The 17,011-nt window shown below is 61.7% G+C and carries 17 protein-coding genes and 1 pseudogene; 5 read left to right on the forward strand and 13 right to left on the reverse strand.

Annotated features, from left to right (window positions below; genetic code table 11):
* Positions 1-67: 67 nt before the first annotated feature.
* Entirely contained in the window at positions 68-349 is a 282-nt protein-coding gene (locus KBY08_RS20955; protein WP_003315714.1) for a hypothetical protein, read from the reverse strand.
* Positions 350-405: 56 nt separating this feature from the next.
* Positions 406-1,011, reverse strand: coding sequence for an arylesterase (locus tag KBY08_RS20960; RefSeq protein WP_003406776.1), 606 nt, complete (start codon positions 1,009-1,011; stop codon positions 406-408).
* 10 nt (positions 1,012-1,021) lie between these two features.
* Here KBY08_RS20960 and KBY08_RS20965 point away from each other — a divergent pair, with 10 nt between their 5' ends.
* Together KBY08_RS20965 and KBY08_RS20970 are read left to right on the forward strand one after the other, a co-directional pair.
* Positions 1,022-1,705 (forward strand): ABC transporter ATP-binding protein, encoded by a 684-nt coding sequence (locus KBY08_RS20965; RefSeq protein ID WP_003406778.1) that lies wholly within the window; start codon positions 1,022-1,024, stop codon positions 1,703-1,705.
* Positions 1,705-4,221, forward strand: coding sequence for an ABC transporter permease (locus KBY08_RS20970; RefSeq protein WP_024661139.1), 2,517 nt, complete (start codon positions 1,705-1,707; stop codon positions 4,219-4,221). Before KBY08_RS20965 ends, KBY08_RS20970 begins: the two co-directional genes overlap by 1 nt.
* A gap of 92 nt (positions 4,222-4,313) precedes the next feature.
* Here KBY08_RS20970 and greB read toward each other — a convergent pair whose 3' ends face one another.
* The 5 genes from greB to KBY08_RS20995 all read right to left on the reverse strand — a co-directional run bounded on the left by greB (position 4,314) and on the right by KBY08_RS20995 (position 7,790).
* Positions 4,314-4,787 carry a transcription elongation factor GreB gene (gene greB, locus KBY08_RS20975; protein ID WP_003316622.1) on the reverse strand — a complete coding sequence of 158 codons (474 nt, stop codon included), beginning with the start codon at positions 4,785-4,787 and terminating at the stop codon, positions 4,314-4,316.
* Between the two features lie 47 nt (positions 4,788-4,834).
* Positions 4,835-5,164 (reverse strand): hypothetical protein, encoded by a 330-nt coding sequence (locus tag KBY08_RS20980; RefSeq protein WP_003316621.1) that lies wholly within the window; start codon positions 5,162-5,164, stop codon positions 4,835-4,837.
* 104 nt (positions 5,165-5,268) lie between these two features.
* Positions 5,269-5,577: a hypothetical protein gene (locus KBY08_RS20985; protein ID WP_003406785.1), complete on the reverse strand. Its 309-nt coding sequence runs from the start codon at positions 5,575-5,577 to the stop codon at positions 5,269-5,271.
* A 244-nt stretch (positions 5,578-5,821) separates the two neighbouring features.
* Positions 5,822-6,256: a DoxX family protein gene (locus KBY08_RS20990; protein ID WP_003406787.1), complete on the reverse strand. Its 435-nt coding sequence runs from the start codon at positions 6,254-6,256 to the stop codon at positions 5,822-5,824.
* 112 nt (positions 6,257-6,368) lie between these two features.
* Positions 6,369-7,790, reverse strand: a complete 1,422-nt coding sequence (locus KBY08_RS20995) for a transglycosylase SLT domain-containing protein (RefSeq protein ID WP_024661140.1) — start codon at positions 7,788-7,790, stop codon at positions 6,369-6,371.
* Positions 7,791-7,970: 180 nt separating this feature from the next.
* On the opposite strand from KBY08_RS20995, the gene KBY08_RS21000 reads away from it, so the two are divergent.
* The 3 genes from KBY08_RS21000 to KBY08_RS21010 all read left to right on the forward strand — a co-directional run bounded on the left by KBY08_RS21000 (position 7,971) and on the right by KBY08_RS21010 (position 10,720).
* A complete protein-coding gene (locus KBY08_RS21000) occupies positions 7,971-8,810 on the forward strand; it encodes a TatD family hydrolase (protein ID WP_024661141.1) in 840 nt (279 codons plus the stop codon).
* An 84-nt stretch (positions 8,811-8,894) separates the two neighbouring features.
* The gene (locus KBY08_RS21005; RefSeq protein WP_024661142.1) at positions 8,895-10,370 is read left to right on the forward strand and encodes a methyl-accepting chemotaxis protein; all 1,476 of its coding nucleotides are present in this window, start codon (positions 8,895-8,897) and stop codon (positions 10,368-10,370) included.
* Between the two features lie 107 nt (positions 10,371-10,477).
* Positions 10,478-10,720 carry a hypothetical protein gene (locus KBY08_RS21010; protein ID WP_011267409.1) on the forward strand — a complete coding sequence of 81 codons (243 nt, stop codon included), beginning with the start codon at positions 10,478-10,480 and terminating at the stop codon, positions 10,718-10,720.
* A gap of 12 nt (positions 10,721-10,732) precedes the next feature.
* Here the strand turns inward: KBY08_RS21010 and KBY08_RS21015 are convergent.
* The 6 genes and pseudogenes from KBY08_RS21015 to KBY08_RS21040 form a co-directional block, all read right to left on the reverse strand.
* Positions 10,733-11,530 (reverse strand): annotated as a pseudogene (locus KBY08_RS21015) (acyl-CoA thioesterase).
* 119 nt (positions 11,531-11,649) lie between these two features.
* Positions 11,650-12,411 (reverse strand): CHAD domain-containing protein, encoded by a 762-nt coding sequence (locus KBY08_RS21020; RefSeq protein ID WP_011267407.1) that lies wholly within the window; start codon positions 12,409-12,411, stop codon positions 11,650-11,652.
* Positions 12,412-12,435: 24 nt separating this feature from the next.
* Positions 12,436-14,445 (reverse strand): DUF3488 and DUF4129 domain-containing transglutaminase family protein, encoded by a 2,010-nt coding sequence (locus tag KBY08_RS21025; RefSeq protein ID WP_032653986.1) that lies wholly within the window; start codon positions 14,443-14,445, stop codon positions 12,436-12,438.
* Complete coding sequence (locus KBY08_RS21030; protein WP_111522709.1) at positions 14,442-15,425, reverse strand: DUF58 domain-containing protein; 984 nt, start codon at positions 15,423-15,425, stop codon at positions 14,442-14,444. The genes KBY08_RS21025 and KBY08_RS21030 overlap by 4 nt, the downstream gene beginning before the upstream one ends.
* Positions 15,395-16,312 carry an AAA family ATPase gene (locus KBY08_RS21035; RefSeq protein ID WP_003406805.1) on the reverse strand — a complete coding sequence of 306 codons (918 nt, stop codon included), beginning with the start codon at positions 16,310-16,312 and terminating at the stop codon, positions 15,395-15,397. The genes KBY08_RS21030 and KBY08_RS21035 overlap by 31 nt, the downstream gene beginning before the upstream one ends.
* Positions 16,313-16,845: 533 nt before the next feature.
* A partial coding sequence (locus tag KBY08_RS21040; protein ID WP_225651253.1) for an IS3 family transposase occupies positions 16,846-17,011 on the reverse strand: 166 nt, incomplete at its 5' end.

The following is a 17,011-nucleotide window of genomic DNA, read 5'->3' on the forward strand; positions in this document are numbered from 1 at the left end:
CTGAAGTGTACACCGGCCCTTGCCGGATCGGGGATATCTGCGGCCGACCTTCCGGCAGTCATGACAGCTAGAGTTCAGGCCAGATCGGATTCATCCCCCTGCGCTGCGCGTCCATGATGGCCTTGCACAAGGGGCACAGACGCTCATCACGCATGGCCTGCAGTTCGACGGCGCGCATTTGCGGCTGGGCCGGCAATAAAGTGCCGCATAATGTACGGTCGATCGAGCCGCCCAGCTCCAATTGGCGAGCGATCAGATGGACGCGCACTTCCTGACAGGCGAACAGATCCAGCTGCTCATCGGGTTCAAGCATTTGATAGGCATACAGGGACCAGGCGGGACGCGGCATGGGGGGCTCCAGATCGGGGGCGCCACATTAGCCGAAAGCCCCCGCCCGGGAAAGCCTCAAAGCAGCGGTTTCAGGCTCGGCCAGACATTTTCCAGCAACTTGCCCTGAGCGGCCGCCGCCGGATGCAGACCATCGGCCTGCATCAGCTCGGGCACCCCGCCTACACCTTCCAGAAAGAATGGCACGAAGGGGACCTTTTTTTCCTGGGCCAGGTTGCTGTAAACCTCTTCAAAGGCCTTGGTGTAGCGTGGCCCGTAGTTGGGCGGGATGCGCATGCCCAGCAACAGTACTTTGGCACCTGCCGCCTGCGAGCGGTCGATCATCGATGAAAGGTTTTGTTGCAATTGAGCAGGCTGCTGGCCGCGCAGGCCGTCGTTGCCGCCCAATTCCAGAATAACCAGCTCCGGCTTATGCTCTGCAAGCAGCGCAGGCAAACGCGCCTGGCCGCCTGCACTGGTGTCGCCACTGATCGACGCATTGACCACCTTGTCGTCGAATCCCTCCTTGCTCAGACGCTGTTCCAGCAAACTGACCCACCCCACGCGGGTATCCAGCCCGAAAGCCGCACTGATACTATCTCCAACGATCAATACCGTGCCCGCCAACGCGCCCTGTGACAGCAGCAGTAACCCCAGGCCAGCACTTAAAAACAACGCACGCATCGGATTCTCCATGAGTGAAAGTATTCTCAGTGCCCAAAGCCTCAGCAAAGTAGTCCCCAGCACCGAAGGTGACCTGACCATCCTGCACGAACTCTCCCTGGAACTAAACAAGGGCGACACGCTGGCCATCGTCGGTGCCTCCGGTTCGGGCAAATCCACCCTGCTCGGTTTGCTGGCCGGGCTGGACCTGCCCAGCGCCGGTTCGGTCATCCTTTCGGGCCGCAACCTCAGCGAACTGGATGAAGACCAGCGCGCCAGAGTGCGTGCCGAGCACGTCGGGTTCGTGTTTCAGTCGTTCCAGTTGCTCGACAGCCTGAACGCGCTGGAAAACGTCATGCTGCCGATGGAGCTCGAAGGCCGCAAAGACGCCCGCGAAAAAGCCCGTGACCTGCTGGAACGGGTGGGCCTTGGCCAGCGCCTGACCCACACGCCGCGTCAGTTGTCGGGTGGCGAACAGCAGCGGGTCGCCATTGCCCGCGCCTTCGCCGCCGACCCCGACGTGCTGTTCGCCGACGAACCCACCGGCAACCTCGACAGCCACACCGGCGAACGCATCAGCGACCTGCTCTTCGAACTGAACAAGGAGCGCAACACCACGCTGGTGCTGGTCACTCACGATGAGCGTCTGGCGCACCGCTGCCGTCGCCTGATCCGCCTTGAAGGGGGCCGACTGGTCGCCCCGCTGGAGCCTTGATGGCACGTTTGCCTTTTGCCCGCCTGCTGAGCCTCGCTGTCCGCCAACTGATGCGTGATGCCCGCGCAGGAGAGTTGCGAGTACTGTTCTTTGCCCTTCTGGTCGCCGTGGCGGCGAGCACCGCCATCGGTTATTTCGGTGCCCGTCTGAACGGCGCGATGCTGCTGCGGGCGACCGAGTTCCTGGGTGCCGATCTGATTCTCGAAGGCTCGAGCCCGGCGCGGGCCGAGCAGGTCGAAGCAGGCAAACGCCTGCAACTCAAGCATGCGCAGATCGTGGTATTTTCCAGCGTGATTGCGACCGACGCAGGTATCCAGCTGTCGAGCATCAAGGCAGTGGACGACGCTTACCCATTGCGCGGCGAACTGAAAAGCGCCGCGGACCTGTACCAGCCGGAACAGGCTGGCAGCGGTCCGCAACCGGGTGAAGCCTGGGTCGAGGCACGCCTGCTTCCCGCCGTCGCCCTGAAGGTCGGAGACGACCTCGACGTCGGCTCCAAAACCTTGAAACTGACCCGCATACTGACTTACGAGCCAGACCGGGCAGGCAACTTCTACAGCCTGACCCCGCGCGTGATGATCAACCTGCAGGACCTCGCTGCCACCGGCGTGGTGCAGCCGGGCAGCCGGGTCACCTATCGGGAGATGTGGAGCGGCCCGCCGGAAGCACTGGCGGCCTATCGCAAAGCCATTGAGCCGGGTCTTGAGCCGCACCAGGAAATCAAGGACGCCCGCGATGGCAGCCAGCAGATTGGCGGCGCACTGGGCAAGGCCGAACGTTATTTGAATATGGCCAGTCTGGTCGCCGTCTTGCTGGCGGGCGTTGCTGTCGCACTGTCGGCATCCCGATTCGCCGCACGGCGCTTCGATGCCAGCGCCCTGCTGCGCTGCCTGGGGCTGTCGCGCGGGGAGACGATGACCCTGTTCAGCCTGCAACTGGCGATCATCGGCTTGCTGGCCAGCCTGAGTGGTGCCTTGCTGGGCTGGCTTGCACAACTCGGGCTGTTCGCGCTGCTGCAAAATCTGCTCCCGGCGACCGTTCCGCCGGGGGGCGTACTGCCTGCGCTGGCAGGCATGGGCACCGGGCTGGTAGCGCTGGCCGGTTTCGCCCTGCCGCCGCTGGCTGCACTGGGTCGCGTGCCGCCGCTGCGTGTACTGCGCCGCGACATGTTGCCAATCCCCGCCAGCTCCTGGTTAGTGTATGGCGCAGCGCTGCTCGCGCTGGGCCTGATCATGTGGCGCCTGAGCCTGGACCTGGTCCTGACCTTCGCCCTGCTGGGTGGTGGTATCGTCGCCGCGCTGCTGCTCGGCAGTCTGTTGCTGCTGGCGCTCAACAGCCTGCGCCGCCTGCTCTCCGGCGCCTCGCTGCCCTGGCGGCTGGGTTTGGGACAACTGCTGCGTTACCCGCTGGCCGCTGCCGGCCAATCACTGGCTTTCGGCCTGATCCTGTTGTCGATGGGCTTGATCGCGCTGCTGCGCGGTGAGCTGCTCGACACCTGGCAAAATCAATTGCCCAAGGATGCACCGAACTACTTCGTGCTCAACGTACTGCCGGCCGATAAAGAAAACTTCGCCCAGACCCTGGGCAAGCTGTCCACTCACGCGGCGCCCCTTTACCCGGTGGTGCCTGGACGCCTGACCAGCATCAACGGTGAACCGGTCAGCAACTTCGTGACCAAGGATTCGCGCGGTGAAAATGCCACGCGTCGCGACCTGAGCCTGACCTGGGCCGCCGAGCTTCCCGAGGGCAATACCCTGACTGCGGGCAGTTGGTGGAAAGCGTTGCCTGCGTCCGCGCAGAGCGACGCGACGCCCGGTGTCTCGATCGAGGCCAAACTGGCCGACAGCCTGAAAATCAGACTGGGCGACCGCCTGAGCTTCATTGTCGGTGGACTGACCCGCGAAGCCGTGGTCACCAGCCTCAGGAACGTGAACTGGGATACCTTCCAGCCCAACTTCTTCATGATTTTCCAACCCGGCACCCTCGCCGACTTGCCGACCACTTACCTGACCAGCTTTTACCTGCCACCCGGCCAGGACAAGCAGATCGTCGAGCTGTCGCGCGCCTACCCGTCCATCAGCATTCTGGGGGTAGAGGCCCTGCTGGCACAGGTACGCAGCATTCTTGATCAGGTCACCCTGGCTGTGCAGTTCGTCCTGCTGTTCGTGCTGGCCGCAGGTATCGCCGTGCTGTTTTCCGGATTGCAGGCCACGCTGGACGAACGCATACGGCAAGGCGCACTGCTGCGCGCACTGGGCGCAGAGCGAGCGCTGCTGATCAAGTCGCGACGTATCGAATTCGGTTTGCTGGGGGCCGCGAGCGGTGTGCTGGCGGCACTGGGTTGTGAGCTGGTGAGCTTCGTGCTGTACCGCTACGCTTTTTCGCTGGAATGGCAACCGCATCCGTGGCTACTGCTGCTCCCGGTGATCGGCGCCCTGCTGGTCGGTGGTGCCGGTGTATTCGGCACCCGCCGCGCACTGAACGTCAGCCCGCTGACCGTGCTGCGCGAGGGTTGAGGCTACTCACAAATCCAGTTGGAGCGAGCTAGTTGTGTATAGCGATCAGCGCTCCGCGTGAGAATGCAATTCCGGACGCTCTGCGTCCGGCCTCACTTCTCGTAATCAATCGAATTCACGAACCAGAGTTTCTCGCCTTCAGGCGTATTGACCAGCACCTCGTCGCCGACTTCCTTCTTCAGCAAGGCGCGAGCCATGGGCGAGTCGATGGAGATGTAGTCGTTGCGCCCATAGATTTCGTCATAGCCGACAATGCGAAACTTCTTGAGATCGCCCGCTTCGTTCTCGATCTCGACCCAGGCACCGAAGAACACCCGCCCTTCCTGCTCCGGCGAATACTGCACGACACGCATGTCTTCGAGGCGCTTGCGCAGGTAGCGCACGCGTCGGTCGATCTCGCGCAGCAGCTTCTTGTTGTACTGATAATCGGCGTTTTCGCTGCGATCCCCGAGCGATGCCGCCCAGGCGACCTTTTGCGTAATGTCCGGCCGGTGCTCTCGCCACAGGTAGTCGAGCTCTTTCTTCAGGGCTTCATGCCCGTCACGGGTGATGATCTTTGTACTCAAGAGGTTTCTCCGGCCCTGCAAAAATCAGTTCGACAGGCAATAAAGACTCAACGTCGCGCCACCTCATGCTGGATGCAGCCGTCGTAATAGACCTTGGTCACCGCATCAGGCTTGAGCCGCGACTCGCTGTCGTAAGTCTGCTCCGTGATACGCAATGCCATGGGCCGCATCCATTGTTTGGCAAACTTGCGCGCCTGCAGCTTCTGCCGCGCGCCATAGCGAGTCACGCCTGACAGCTTGGAGGCCTGCGCACCGCCAGCAATGGCCGAGCCCCAACGACACAGATAACGCTCGTTTTCCGTGGCGTTTCTGGCCTGAACGGAAAAAGCCAGCCCGGAAAGCGTCAGGCACGCCAGAGCACAATAGACCAAACGCATGCGAAAACCACCTAATCCTTTGATAAGGCGGCGATTTTGCCTGTCCGCTCACGCGCCGGGGGCCAGCAATATGCCTTCTCTGCCAATTGGCTGAATCAGGCGATTCAACCCAGCGTAATCAGGCCCTGCCGGGCGATGCGGGTCAGGTCTCGAATCACCTGCCCGACATCATCTGCCTGCGGCGATTGCACCACGGCGAGGTCGAATTGATCGTCGGCAAAATGGCTCAGCGACTGGTGGGTCTCGGCGAACTGAATCAGAAACGCACAGGAGCCGCCACGCCGACGCGGCCAGCCGTCGAGATAGCGCAACAACGTGGGCTGATGGGAACCGCTGAGGAGGATTTTCGGGTTCTTGCGGGACAAGACCGTGCTGATCGGGGAAAGACGAATGAGGGGGCGCAGGTTGTTCATGGTAGTTTCTCTGCCTCGCAAGATCCGCTGGGCAGCGGTGAGAGGCAACACCGAACCAACGTTTTAGCGGTATTTCGACAAGACTTCAGCCTTGCCAGGCGCCCCGCAAGTAGTTGTTAAATCGGCGCTTGAGCACGCATCCTAGAGAAACGTCCCATTCGTTGTCAATTGCCATTCATGGCAGGAGCCTGCAAACGCACAAGGCCCGCTACAAGAGCGGGCCTTGCACAGCAAGCGTAGCCGGTTATCGGCCGATGATACGGTCCAGCGACAACTTGCCTGCACCTTCGATGAGTACTGCCACGGCACCGCCGAGCAGTGCCAGCGCGTACTCGTAGCCGTTGTTGGCCATGAAGAAGCCGTTGTGGATATGCACGGTGAAGATCGCCACCAGCAACAACAGGATCACCACGACCGCAGCGGGACGAGCCAGCAGCCCCAGCAGCAGGCCCAGGCCGCCAAAGAATTCGGCGCTGCCCGACATCAGCGCCATCAGGTAACCCGGCGTCAGGCCCAGGCTTTCCATGTACTGCGCAGTGCCTTCGAGGCCATAACCACCGAAGGCGCCGAACAGTTTCTGGCTGCCGTGCGCGATGAACGCGATACCGACGATGACGCGCAGGACAGTCAGGCCGTAACCGGCGCGAGTGGTGAGGACCGACTTGATCAATGTGTTCATGCGAGACTTTCCGTGAGTGATGGGTGATTAACAGCGAGTGGCGCCATGATAATCAAATTCACTCATGTAAAAACCGCAAATAACGGCGCATACAAATCGAATAAATCGATCTTTAGCGTTTTACCGCAGGTTTGGGCCCGCTCTTTTCCAGCGAGTCACGCTCGCGGTCGAAGGCCAGGTAGTACTTGTTGACGCTGTTCACGAACGCCACGACATTGGCACCGCCCTGTTCCATCGCCACACGCTCGGTCTGGAAGAACCACTGGTTCGGGTTCAGCCCGCGACGCCGCGCTTCCTCGCGCATGCCCTGCACGCGCTCAGGCCCCAGGTTATAGGCGGCCATCACGAATGCCATGCGCTCGCGTTCGTTGACCCGGTTACTGGAGAAATACTTGCGCTGGATCAGCGCCATGTAGCGCGACCCGGCACGGATGTTGTCGTCAGCGCTCTGGATGCTCGGCACGCCAACGCTTTTTGCTGCCGACGGCGTGATCTGCAACAGCCCTGTCGCGCCGCCACTGCCCTTGGCAGACGGGTCTAGCTTGGATTCCTTGAACGCGAGGGCTGCCAGATCAAGCCAGTCCATGCCCTGTGCATCGGCATGGCGTTGCAACATCGGACGCAGTTGTTCCAGACGCTGCAGGTTGTTGCGCACCAACGGGTTGTTGACCTTGTAGGTGTTCTTGTACGCGTTGGCGAACACCTGATCCTGCTGGGCCGACGGCTTATAGTCTTTAAGGAAATCGTCGACACTGGCCCGCAGCTGGGTGGCATTGTCACGAACGAACCAGCTGATGTCCCCGTGGGTCTGCAAGGTCAGGCCGCGTTCGATGCGCAGTTTGGGCATGATCCTCGCCCAGCGCTCGGCAATCGGCTGCTCGACCAGCGTCATCGGGTAAATCCCGGCCTGAACCATTTCCAGCACATCCTCGACAGCCAGACTGGGGTCGACCCATTCGATTTTCGCCAGGGGCAGCTTGCGCAGCTCCAGTTGTCGATTGACCTGATGCAGGGCTTCATCGGCGGCACTGCCGGTGGGCAGGCTCAGGGTCTTTCCGGACAGTTGATCCACACGGCGCACACTGCGCTGACCACGAACGCCGACCAGCACCAGAGGCACGTCGTGCACGATCGGTGCGCTGGCCTGAATGCCCTTGGCGTCGCTGACATCGAGCAGCTCGCCGGGCGCGATCATGTCGCCTTCTCCGCGCTGCAAGGCCGTCAGCAGCTGGTTCTTGGCCTTGGGGATGACCTTGATCGTGACCTTCTGCCCGGCACGGGAATGGCTGTTGAGGTACTGCTCGAAAGCTTGCAGGCGATGGTATTCGACGCCGATTTCCTGGCCCTTGACGTCGCCGGAGCTGTTACGGCTCTGATTGACCAGCACGCGCAGCACCTTGCTGCTGCGAATCGCCGGCAAATCGCGCACCTGCACAGTGTGCTGCACGACCTCGGGACCGTTCTGCCGAGCAGAAACCTGCAAGGGCAGCAGCGGTAACAGGCACATCAAAGACACAAGCGCGGATCGGATCATTCACTTCCCCAAGGCAATGCCGGAAAGAAACAGGAAAAAGGAAATCTTGAGGTCACGCAGCAGCATCGAACAGCGAAGGAAATCGTTGAACCTTGAGGTTCAATCGCTTGAATACCCAGCGTTTTCTTGTTGTGGCCAGAGCTCTGGTATGCTCGACAGCCTTCAGCTGGAGGTAGCACCATGCAACTCATCGACATCGGCGTCAATCTGACCAACGCAAGCTTCGCCTCGCAGCGACAGGCGGTACTCGACCGCGCCTATGCCGCAGGCGTCGAACAACTGGTGGTGACCGGCACCAGTGTCGAGGGCAGCGAACACGCCCTGCAGCTGTGTCACGAGCTGGATGAAAGCGCGCAACGCCTGTTCTGCACGGCAGGTATCCACCCGCATTCGGCGAGCGATTGGACCGGTGACACCGAGAAACAGTTGCATGCCCTGCTCAAGGAAAATCGCGTTCGCGCCGTGGGTGAATGCGGCCTGGATTACAATCGCGATTTCTCGCCTCGCCCCCAACAGGAAAAGGTCCTGGAGGCGCACCTGGCCATGGCCGTGGAACTGCAATTACCGGTGTTCCTCCACGAGCGCGATGCCAACCAGCGGCTGCTGGAAATTCTGCGCGATTACCGCGACCGCCTGCCCGCGGCAGTCGTGCACTGTTTCACCGGTGAGCGCGCCGCGCTGTTCAGTTACCTGGACCTTGATCTGCATATCGGCATCACCGGCTGGATCTGCGACGAGCGACGCGGCACCCACCTGCACGCACTGGTGGGCAACATCCCTCGCGGCCGGCTGATGCTGGAAAGCGATGCGCCCTACCTGCTGCCACGCAGCCTGCGTCCCAAGCCGAAAAACGGTCGCAACGAGCCGGCTTACCTGCCGGAAGTCTTGCGCGAAGTAGCCTTGCACCGGGGCGAAACGCAGGAAGACCTCGCACGCCACAGCACAGATTGCGCACGGCAGTTTTTTGCCTTGCCAGTGCTGAAGAACACCTCAGAGGATGAAAATCTGCAGCTTTGTTGACCCGCATCAAGGCTCTCTTCGTTGGCTGAGGCACAGTGATGGCATCTTGCTGCTATCTCAACCGATCACCGAAGAAGACCACTCATGGGCTCATGGCTTGGCAACCTGTCACTGAAATATAAGTTCTGGGCCGTCAACGCGGTCGCTTTCGTCACCACCCTGTTGCTGGTGCTGTACGCCATGCAAACTGAACAACACGCGCGCACGGATGCGTCGCGTCAGGCAGCACAAGCGCAGGCGCGCCTGCTGGCCGCATGGCCCGTCGACACAGCGCTGCCCTCCAGCGATACATTGCTGACGTACCGCCAGGGTCAGACACCGGTCGTCGATGGCCTTGCGCTGCCGGAACTGGCTGACGCCCGCGACTGGGTGACGCTGGACAAGCCCGCTGGCGGTCAATGGCTGAGCGGTGCGCAGATCATCACCCGAGGCGCCGAGCAACGGATTGCGCTACTGGCATTCACCCCGACCTTCATGCAAATCCTGCTGGATCGCTTCACGCACTACGCGATGGCGGTTTTTGTGCTGATGTTATTGATGCTCTGTGCCTCTCAGCTGCTGATTCGCTTTCTGCTCAGCCAGCTCAACGCGCTCAAAGACGTGATGCTGCACGTCGAAAAAAGCGGCGACCTGGCGGCCCGTGTTCCCAACCGCAGTGACGATGAGGTCGGGCAGATGGCCAAGGCCTTCAATGCCATGCAGGCCGGTTATCAGCGAGTGGTCAACACTGTTTCGCAAACCGCTGGCCGCCTCGATCAGGGCGCAGCGCATCTGGCGGCGGGCATGAAGGAGGTGCGCCAAGGCATGCTCGGTCAGCAAAGCGAAACCGATCAGGTGGCCACGGCCATCAACGAAATGACGGCCACGGTCCATCACATTGCCCAGCACGCTACAGCCACCCGCGATCAGTCGCAGACGGCTGACGCACTGGCGGGCAGCGGCAAAGTAGTGGTCGACCGTGTGCAGGTGTCCATCGCGGGGCTTTCCAGCGGCGTGCAGCAAACGGCGGAAATGATCCAGCGCATGGCCGAAGACAGCCAGAAGATCAACGGCGTGGTCAACGTCATCCACAGCATTGCCGAACAAACCAATCTGCTCGCCCTCAACGCAGCCATCGAGGCCGCACGCGCCGGGGAAATGGGTCGGGGTTTTGCCGTGGTCGCCGATGAGGTACGCAATCTGGCGAAGCGGGTGCAGACCTCCACCGATGAAATCACCACGATGGTCTCGACCCTGCAAAGCGGCACCCGCGATGCCGTGGATTTCATGCAGGAAAGCTCGCACAAGGCTGAAGAATGCCTGCAGCAGGCGCGGGAAGCGGGTGATGCGCTGGCGGCGATTGCCGGTGCCGTGGCACAGATGCGCGAAAGCAATACGCAGATCGCCGTGGCGGCCCAGCAGCAAAGCCAGGTCGCCGAGGAGATGAACCGTGCGGTGGTGAGTATCCGCGATGTCACCGAACGCACGGTGATCCAGACGGTTGACTCGGCCAGCACCAGTGACGAGCTGGCTACGCTGGCAGGCGAACTGAATGCCGCCATTGGCCAGCTCAAGCTGTAACAGGCTATCGCCGCGATAGACAGGCTTGACTCGTCAGCCCTCTGCGCGCGGGCCTATCCTTCAGGCATTGAACGACGCTTTACGCGTTGCCTGAAGAGGACCGCATCATGAACAAGCCACTTTCCGATCTGCAGTTGAATCAATGGCGTGACAGCAACGACAGTCAGGAGCACTCGGCCAGTCTGGCTCTGTACCTGATCGCCGTGCCGCTGTTCATTCTGGCGGCCCTGCTGATCCTCAACGGCCTGTTTTCCGAAAGCCTTTCATCGGTTGCCATCGGCGTGATCGGCCTGGTGGCGGCGCTGGGGTTTCAGCGCCAGGACGCCGCCCGGGCCGCTCGCAAACCTTGATCCGGTTGCCGGTCAGCCAAATACGGTAACCGTCTGGCGGCTGATTGCGATCAGCTCGCCGTCGGGGCTCCACAATGCCGCGGCGGTATGGCCATAGCCATCGCGGGCATGCTCGATGACTGCGCGGTAGCTGCACCACTGCAGGGTATCGAGCGACGGCTGGGGCTGGACGAACTCAATGGTTCAGGTCAGTGAGCTGCCGGGGGCCGGTTTGTCCAGGTGCGGCAGTACCGCAGGAGGCCAGGTGTCCACCAGCGCCAGAATGTGCGCTTCGCTCATGGGCGTGGCGTGCGGCGTATCGCGAAAGCGCACGTAGCCGCCAATCGCCGGTGATCGGGTATTACTGAATGGCATGCCGCCCAACGCCCAGCGAATGTCCATGAAGCGCAGGTAATCAGGCATCACGCCGCTGGCGAACGGCAGCTCCGGACATTGATCAACCGGTTTAAGGACCGGCGCGGCCTCTGCGGCAACGGTGATCATCGATTCCCGAGGGGCACCGAAGCTGCCTTGTATCAGGGTCATGACCTGACCGTTCTGCATGGCGCGTCCCAGCACCTGACTGACTGCCTTGCCATGGCGCAGGGTGTCGACCTCGAAAGCAATCGGCACACCGGGCGCGGCCGGCCCGACAAAGGTGATCGCCAACGAACGAACCGGCCGCCCTTCCGGCACCTCTGCACGCATCGCTTCGTAGGTCAGCGCAGCCATCAGCCCGCCGAAGCAGGCACGCCCTTGAGACCATTCGGCAGGGATCGTGACAGAGCGCGGATCGCGACGCAGCGCATCGATCAGTTCAGAAAAGGTCATGCTCACTCCACACGTCAACACACAAGTGGATGGATGATAACCATCCTCTTAGTTAACGACAGGCCGCATAATAGCCATTTTTGCGGCCTGAATGACCTGCCTCTCGACAAATCACAGGATCAGAAACAGGCTTTGGCCAAGCGTTTGAGCGATGCTTCGGCCTTGCGCTCGGCGCCTACTATGCCGATCTGCCAGCCCGGCACGCAGGGAGCCAGATCCGGTTGCTCTGCCGCCTGCGCCAGCCATTGCAGATGATCGTGCCAGTCGCCCAGTTCGCCTTGTGCGGACTTGAGCCGCGCCTGCATGTTTTTCGGCTGGTGGCTGAGTTGCGGATAGGCTTCGGCAGCGTAACGTACGCGCTTGATCAGCAGGCGCAGGTCATGACGGTCATGACCGGGCTCGGCGATGGCCACACGCAACTTGTGCCATTGCTTGTCCATGCGCTTTTCGATGGTCTTGCGCAAGCCACGCAACATGCCCTGGCGCTGTTGCAGGCGCAGCATTTCCGGGAACCGGTCAATCAGCTTGAGCAGGCGGGTCAACTCGGGCGAGCTGGCGACCTTTGGGCAGGCGCTTTCCAGGTAACGGTTGCGTGTGAATGCAGCCTCGTTCAAACCCTGCTCTTCAAGAAACCCGGCGAGCACCTGCATGTCACGCAGCGGCGTGGTCAGTTGGCCGACCGCCCTGGCCGCCTCTTCCAGCTCTGCCGCACTCGGGTTTTCCCGCAGGGGCCGCAGTACGCTGCGCAGACGGCGCACCGTGGTACGTAAATCGTGCAGCGCTTCGCTGTCAGTCGAAACGGCAAGACGTGCCTGACACGCGAGCAATTTGACATCCAGCGCCAGCACTTCGGCGACCAGATGATCCACCATTGAAGACATGCAATTCCCCTTCGACAAACTGATTCATGAATGCCTGTCCCTGACGGCTGACAACCTCCATGGCAAACCACGGCGCAGCGTGCTCAGTGCCTGCCTCAAGCGGCTTGCCGAAGCCAGCCGCCCAGCGTAGCGCTGCGCTTGAAATTCGCGGATGAAACCTTCAATGGCCTCGGCATGCTGCGGAAAGTAGAGCACCGCCCTGCGGCAGAATGCGTCAGCGCCTTCACCCGGCATACGACGCAGACCATGGCGGGCGAGCAAGCGTTCAAATGCGTTGAACACGCGCAGTTGCGAGTCGCTTTCGCGTTGCCAGGGTTTGAACAGCCATAACGCGACCAGGCCCAGTGAAAACAGGCTTCCCAGGACAAAAACCGGCGCCTGGAAGCCTGAAAACCAGCGACCGAGAATTTGTAACTGCTGTTGTCCCTGATAGCCCAGCACCCAGCGCTGCCAGCCGTAATTGAGGTTATCCCAACTGAGGCGCAGGGCGTTGACCCAAGGCACGTTGCGGTAGCGTAACGCTGAATAGGGCGAGTCCTGCAGAAACGCTTCGTCCGCCGCCAGCGCCTGCTCCAGACCTTGCTCGATACGTTGCGGCGCCACGGCTGCAGTCGGGTCGACGCTGCGCCAGCCCACGCCCGGCTGCCAGTATTCCACCCAGGCATGCGCGTCGAACTGGCGAACAGTCAGGTACTGCCCGTCGGGGTTCAGTTCGCCGCCCTGATACCCGGCCACCACGCGCGCCGGAATGCCTGCCGCGCGCAGGACAAAGGTCATGGCACCGGCATAGTGGGCGCAAAACCCCTGACGACTGGCAAACAGGAATTCATCGATGCTGTCATTGCCCAATGGCACCGGCTTGAGGGTGTAGTGAAACGGCTGATCGCTGAAGTAACCGAGCAGCGCCGCGACCATGGCGTCCGGTGTGGTGTAGCGGCGGCGCAGTTCATCGGCCCATTGCCGCGCCTGATCATTGCCCTTGGCAGGCAACTGCAGGTCCTGACGCTGGATCTGCTCGCTGGACAGCGGATCACGGACGCTCTGTGGCCATGAGTTGACGGCGTAGAGCAGCGACTGCTCGACGGAGCGTCTGCGCTGCAGGCGGAAGTCGCTCATCTGCCGCACGTCCGGCAACGTGGTTTCTGCCACATCGAGGCTGGGCAGCCAGGGCCGGCCGCTGGCTTCCATGACAACGCTGTAGGCCAGCGGCTCACCGCGTTTCTCCCACTGCGCAATCTGTACGGTCTGGGCGCGGGCCGACTGCGACCAGCGACGCCCATCGAACTGCTCAAGGGTCAGACCGCGCCAATACAGCTGATTGCGCGCCGGGATCGGCCCTTCGAAACTGGCGCGGAACACCAGCGCGGGCGATTTGCTCAGCTCCGCCATGTCGCCGGGTGCCATGTTGTCCGACAGACCGGTGACGCCTTTGTTGCTCGGCTGCGGCAGCGACCAGAGCGGGTCCAGACGCGGGAAGAACAGAAACAGCAGGAGCATCAACGGCAGTGCCTGCGCCATCAGTTTGAATGCCAGCTTGAGCGTGTCGGCCGACCTGCCGGCCAGGTCCGTGTGTTGCAGGCCGATCAACGCAGCCAGCAGCGCGCTGACCGGCAGCAGACTGAAGAGCGCCCACAGCAGGTTGTCTTCGAACAGATAGCCGACCGCCACGCAAAAGAAGCCAAGGAAAATCAGCACCCGCGCGTCACGGCGATTGTTCATTTCCAGCATTTTCAGAACGAATGCAGCCACCAGTAACGCAGCCCCGGCATCCAGCCCGACCAGGCTGCCGCGCGCCAGATAAACGCCACCGGCGGTGCCCACCAGCAGCCCGGACTTGACCCAGGTGCCAGGCAAGCGCACGCGCATGCGGAACGCTTGAACGCGCCACACCGTGCAGCCCAGCCAGAGGATCATGATCGACATCGGGACATGCAACGCGAACGGCAACACCACCAGTGCCTGCGCCACCAGCAGCCAGGTCAGGCTGACACGCGGAATGGGCGCGGCGGGAACTGCCTTGACCTTGTCGTTCATGAGCGATGGCCGTACAGCGCAAGGGCGCGCAGGCAGACTTCGCGGTGTGCATCACCGCTGTCCACCGCTGACAGAAAGCCCGGTAACCGCAGGGCAAACGGCTGGTGCCGCTGCGACAGCTCCAGCACCCAATAACACAGGCGCGACAGGCGCTCCTCGATATCCCCGCCCAGTGCCATGAAGTCCAGGCACAGGTCATGGCCACTGAGGTCGGTGAAGTCCTTGATCAACAGCCCCTGCCCGCGTGAATACGCCTTCCAGTGCAGGCGACTGCGATTGTCGCCCGGCTGGTAGCTGCGCAGGCCCTGATAATCATCGACACCGGCCCCCTGGGTGGCATGGCCATCGTCCTCGGCATGCGGCTGCACGCCCTTGAGCAACGGCAGGGTCCCGGACAAGGGTCGAGGATAGATCAAGGCGCTCTGCTCCAGATCGAGCCAGCTCCAGGCACGAAAGATACCCAGCGGAAACACGCTCTCGATGCGCAGCCTTGGTGCATGCAGCCAGCCACGCTTTTCGGCGGGTAGCGTCAGCTCCAGGTCGGTCAGCCCACGGGGCAACACGTCGCCTGACTGCAACGCTGTCGCGCTCCAGCCCAACCCCAGTGCATGGTGAGCCTGACCGGCACTTTCCAGGCGCAGGCGCAATTGCACCGGTTCGCCGACGAATACCGAACGCGCCACGCCCGCACTCAGAACCAGACCGCTGATGTTGCGGTAGGTGTGCAGGATGGCCAGCACGCCTATCGACAGCAATAGAAAGGTCAACCCGTAGGCCAGACTGTTCTGGTAATTGATCGCCACCAGCAGCATGAGCACCAGCACTAGCGCGTAAATCATGCCGGTGCGTGTCGGCATGATGAAAATGCGCCGGTGGTCGAGGGTAATGCGTGACGCTGGAGGAATTCGCCTCGACAGCCAGCGTTGCCAGAGCGGTTTGAGCGGTTCGATCAAAGCACGGGCACCTCGCGCAACAGCCACTGCACCAGCGCACCGCCGCCGTGTCCGGTCGGATCGCTGCGTTCACGCAGCCGGTGGCCGATCACCGATGGCAGCACCGCCTGCACGTCCTCGGGAATCACATACTCACGGCCCAGTAACATCGCCCAGGCCCGTGCTGCGGCCAGAATCGCCAGGCTCGCCCTGGGTGAAAGTCCGTAGGCGAACTGCGGCTGGCTGCGCGTCGCCTCGACCAGTCGCAGGACATAATCAACCAAGGCATCACTGGCACGCACCTGCCGCGCCTGCGCCTGGAGCTGGCCAAGCAGGGCGTGATCCAGAATCGGTTGCAGACGCGGCAACAGCTCGCGGCGCGACTCGCCCAGCAGCAGGGCTTTCTCTGCGGCTCTGGCCGGGTAGCCCATGGAAATGCGCATCATGAACCTGTCCAGTTGCGACTCGGGCAAGGCAAAAGTGCCGCCGGAGCTGAACGGGTTCTGGGTCGCGATCACAAAGAATGGATCGGGCAACAGACGCGTCGCGCCTTCGATCGACACCTGCCCTTCTTCCATCGCTTCCAGCAACGCGCTCTGGCTCTTGGGCGTGGCGCGGTTGATCTCGTCGGCGAGCACCAGCTCAGCGAAAATCGGCCCCGGATGAAAGGTGAACTGCCCACTGTCCCGATCAAATACCGAGGTCCCCAGGATGTCACCTGGCAGCAAGTCAGAGGTGAACTGAATGCGCTGATAACTCAGACCAAGAATTTTCGCCAGCGCATGACTGAGGGTAGTCTTGCCCATCCCCGGCAAGTCCTCGATCAGCAAATGCCCGCCGCCGACCAGACACGTCATCGCCAGGCGTACCTGCGCCTCCTTGCCCAGCACCACCTCATTGATCGCGCTCAGGCACGCATCGAGTTTTCTACCCATCGAAAGCCCCTTCCGGCAACTGCTTCATGACTGTGGGACTGCAAGCGATGCTAATGTCCGAACACTTTAAAGTGAGCGTAGGCCGTTTCGCCAGAGTTGGTTAGGCCTACCGTCTCGCCAGACTGAAAGATTTGTGACGCAGAGCGTCACGAACGGCATGCCGACGCGGAGCGTCGGCACGATAGCCAAAACAATCTCATGCCTTACCCGCAGCCACTGCCGCAAAAGTTCTTTTCAACCACGATGGTACTGACGACGCAGAGTGCGACGTAAGTGACGGCTGAGGCCTGGCGCTGATCCGGGGGTAGCCTGGCAGGACGCCAGGCTAGCCGCACCGGACCATGGATGGTCCGTTGCGGCGACCCCCGGATCAGTGTCAGGGCGAAGGAACCCGACGAAGTCGGGCCGGAAACAGGAGCGAGGGGGTTTGCCTACTTTGGCCCCATCAAAGTAGGTCGCCGAGGGGCGAAAAGGTGACTTGAGCCAGAAACAAACATCACTGATATCGCAGAACCGCCGTGTGACGCAGAGCGTCACGAACTGCATTCCCACGCTGGAGTGGTGTGACCCCCGAAGGTTGGACAATTATCCACCCACGCTGCCTTGGCGGCCTTGGCGGCCTGCATTCTGTATTCCACAGGACTCAGGCCGTTAAGCTTCAGTTTTATGCGTGAGTGATTGTAATACTCAATGTACTCT

Origin of the sequence: Pseudomonas sp. P135, from assembly GCF_020312125.1 — a bacterium.
Classification (GTDB): domain Bacteria; phylum Pseudomonadota; class Gammaproteobacteria; order Pseudomonadales; family Pseudomonadaceae; genus Aquipseudomonas; species Aquipseudomonas fragariae.

Bases quoted from the DNA above. Each gene is read 5' to 3' on its own strand.
- KBY08_RS20955 (WP_003315714.1), bottom strand. From the start codon at position 349: ATGCCGCGTCCCGCCTGGTCCCTGTATGCCTATCAAATGCTTGAACCC.
- KBY08_RS20960 (WP_003406776.1), bottom strand. From the start codon at position 1,011: ATGCGTGCGTTGTTTTTAAGTGCTGGCCTGGGGTTACTGCTGCTGTCA.
- KBY08_RS20965 (WP_003406778.1), top strand. From the start codon at position 1,022: ATGAGTGAAAGTATTCTCAGTGCCCAAAGCCTCAGCAAAGTAGTCCCC.
- KBY08_RS20970 (WP_024661139.1), top strand. From the start codon at position 1,705: ATGGCACGTTTGCCTTTTGCCCGCCTGCTGAGCCTCGCTGTCCGCCAA.
- KBY08_RS20980 (WP_003316621.1), bottom strand. From the start codon at position 5,164: ATGCGTTTGGTCTATTGTGCTCTGGCGTGCCTGACGCTTTCCGGGCTG.
- KBY08_RS20985 (WP_003406785.1), bottom strand. From the start codon at position 5,577: ATGAACAACCTGCGCCCCCTCATTCGTCTTTCCCCGATCAGCACGGTC.
- KBY08_RS20990 (WP_003406787.1), bottom strand. From the start codon at position 6,256: ATGAACACATTGATCAAGTCGGTCCTCACCACTCGCGCCGGTTACGGC.
- KBY08_RS20995 (WP_024661140.1), bottom strand. From the start codon at position 7,790: ATGATCCGATCCGCGCTTGTGTCTTTGATGTGCCTGTTACCGCTGCTG.
- KBY08_RS21000 (WP_024661141.1), top strand. From the start codon at position 7,971: ATGCAACTCATCGACATCGGCGTCAATCTGACCAACGCAAGCTTCGCC.
- KBY08_RS21005 (WP_024661142.1), top strand. From the start codon at position 8,895: ATGGGCTCATGGCTTGGCAACCTGTCACTGAAATATAAGTTCTGGGCC.
- KBY08_RS21010 (WP_011267409.1), top strand. From the start codon at position 10,478: ATGAACAAGCCACTTTCCGATCTGCAGTTGAATCAATGGCGTGACAGC.
- KBY08_RS21020 (WP_011267407.1), bottom strand. From the start codon at position 12,411: ATGTCTTCAATGGTGGATCATCTGGTCGCCGAAGTGCTGGCGCTGGAT.
- KBY08_RS21025 (WP_032653986.1), bottom strand. From the start codon at position 14,445: ATGAACGACAAGGTCAAGGCAGTTCCCGCCGCGCCCATTCCGCGTGTC.
- KBY08_RS21035 (WP_003406805.1), bottom strand. From the start codon at position 16,312: ATGGGTAGAAAACTCGATGCGTGCCTGAGCGCGATCAATGAGGTGGTG.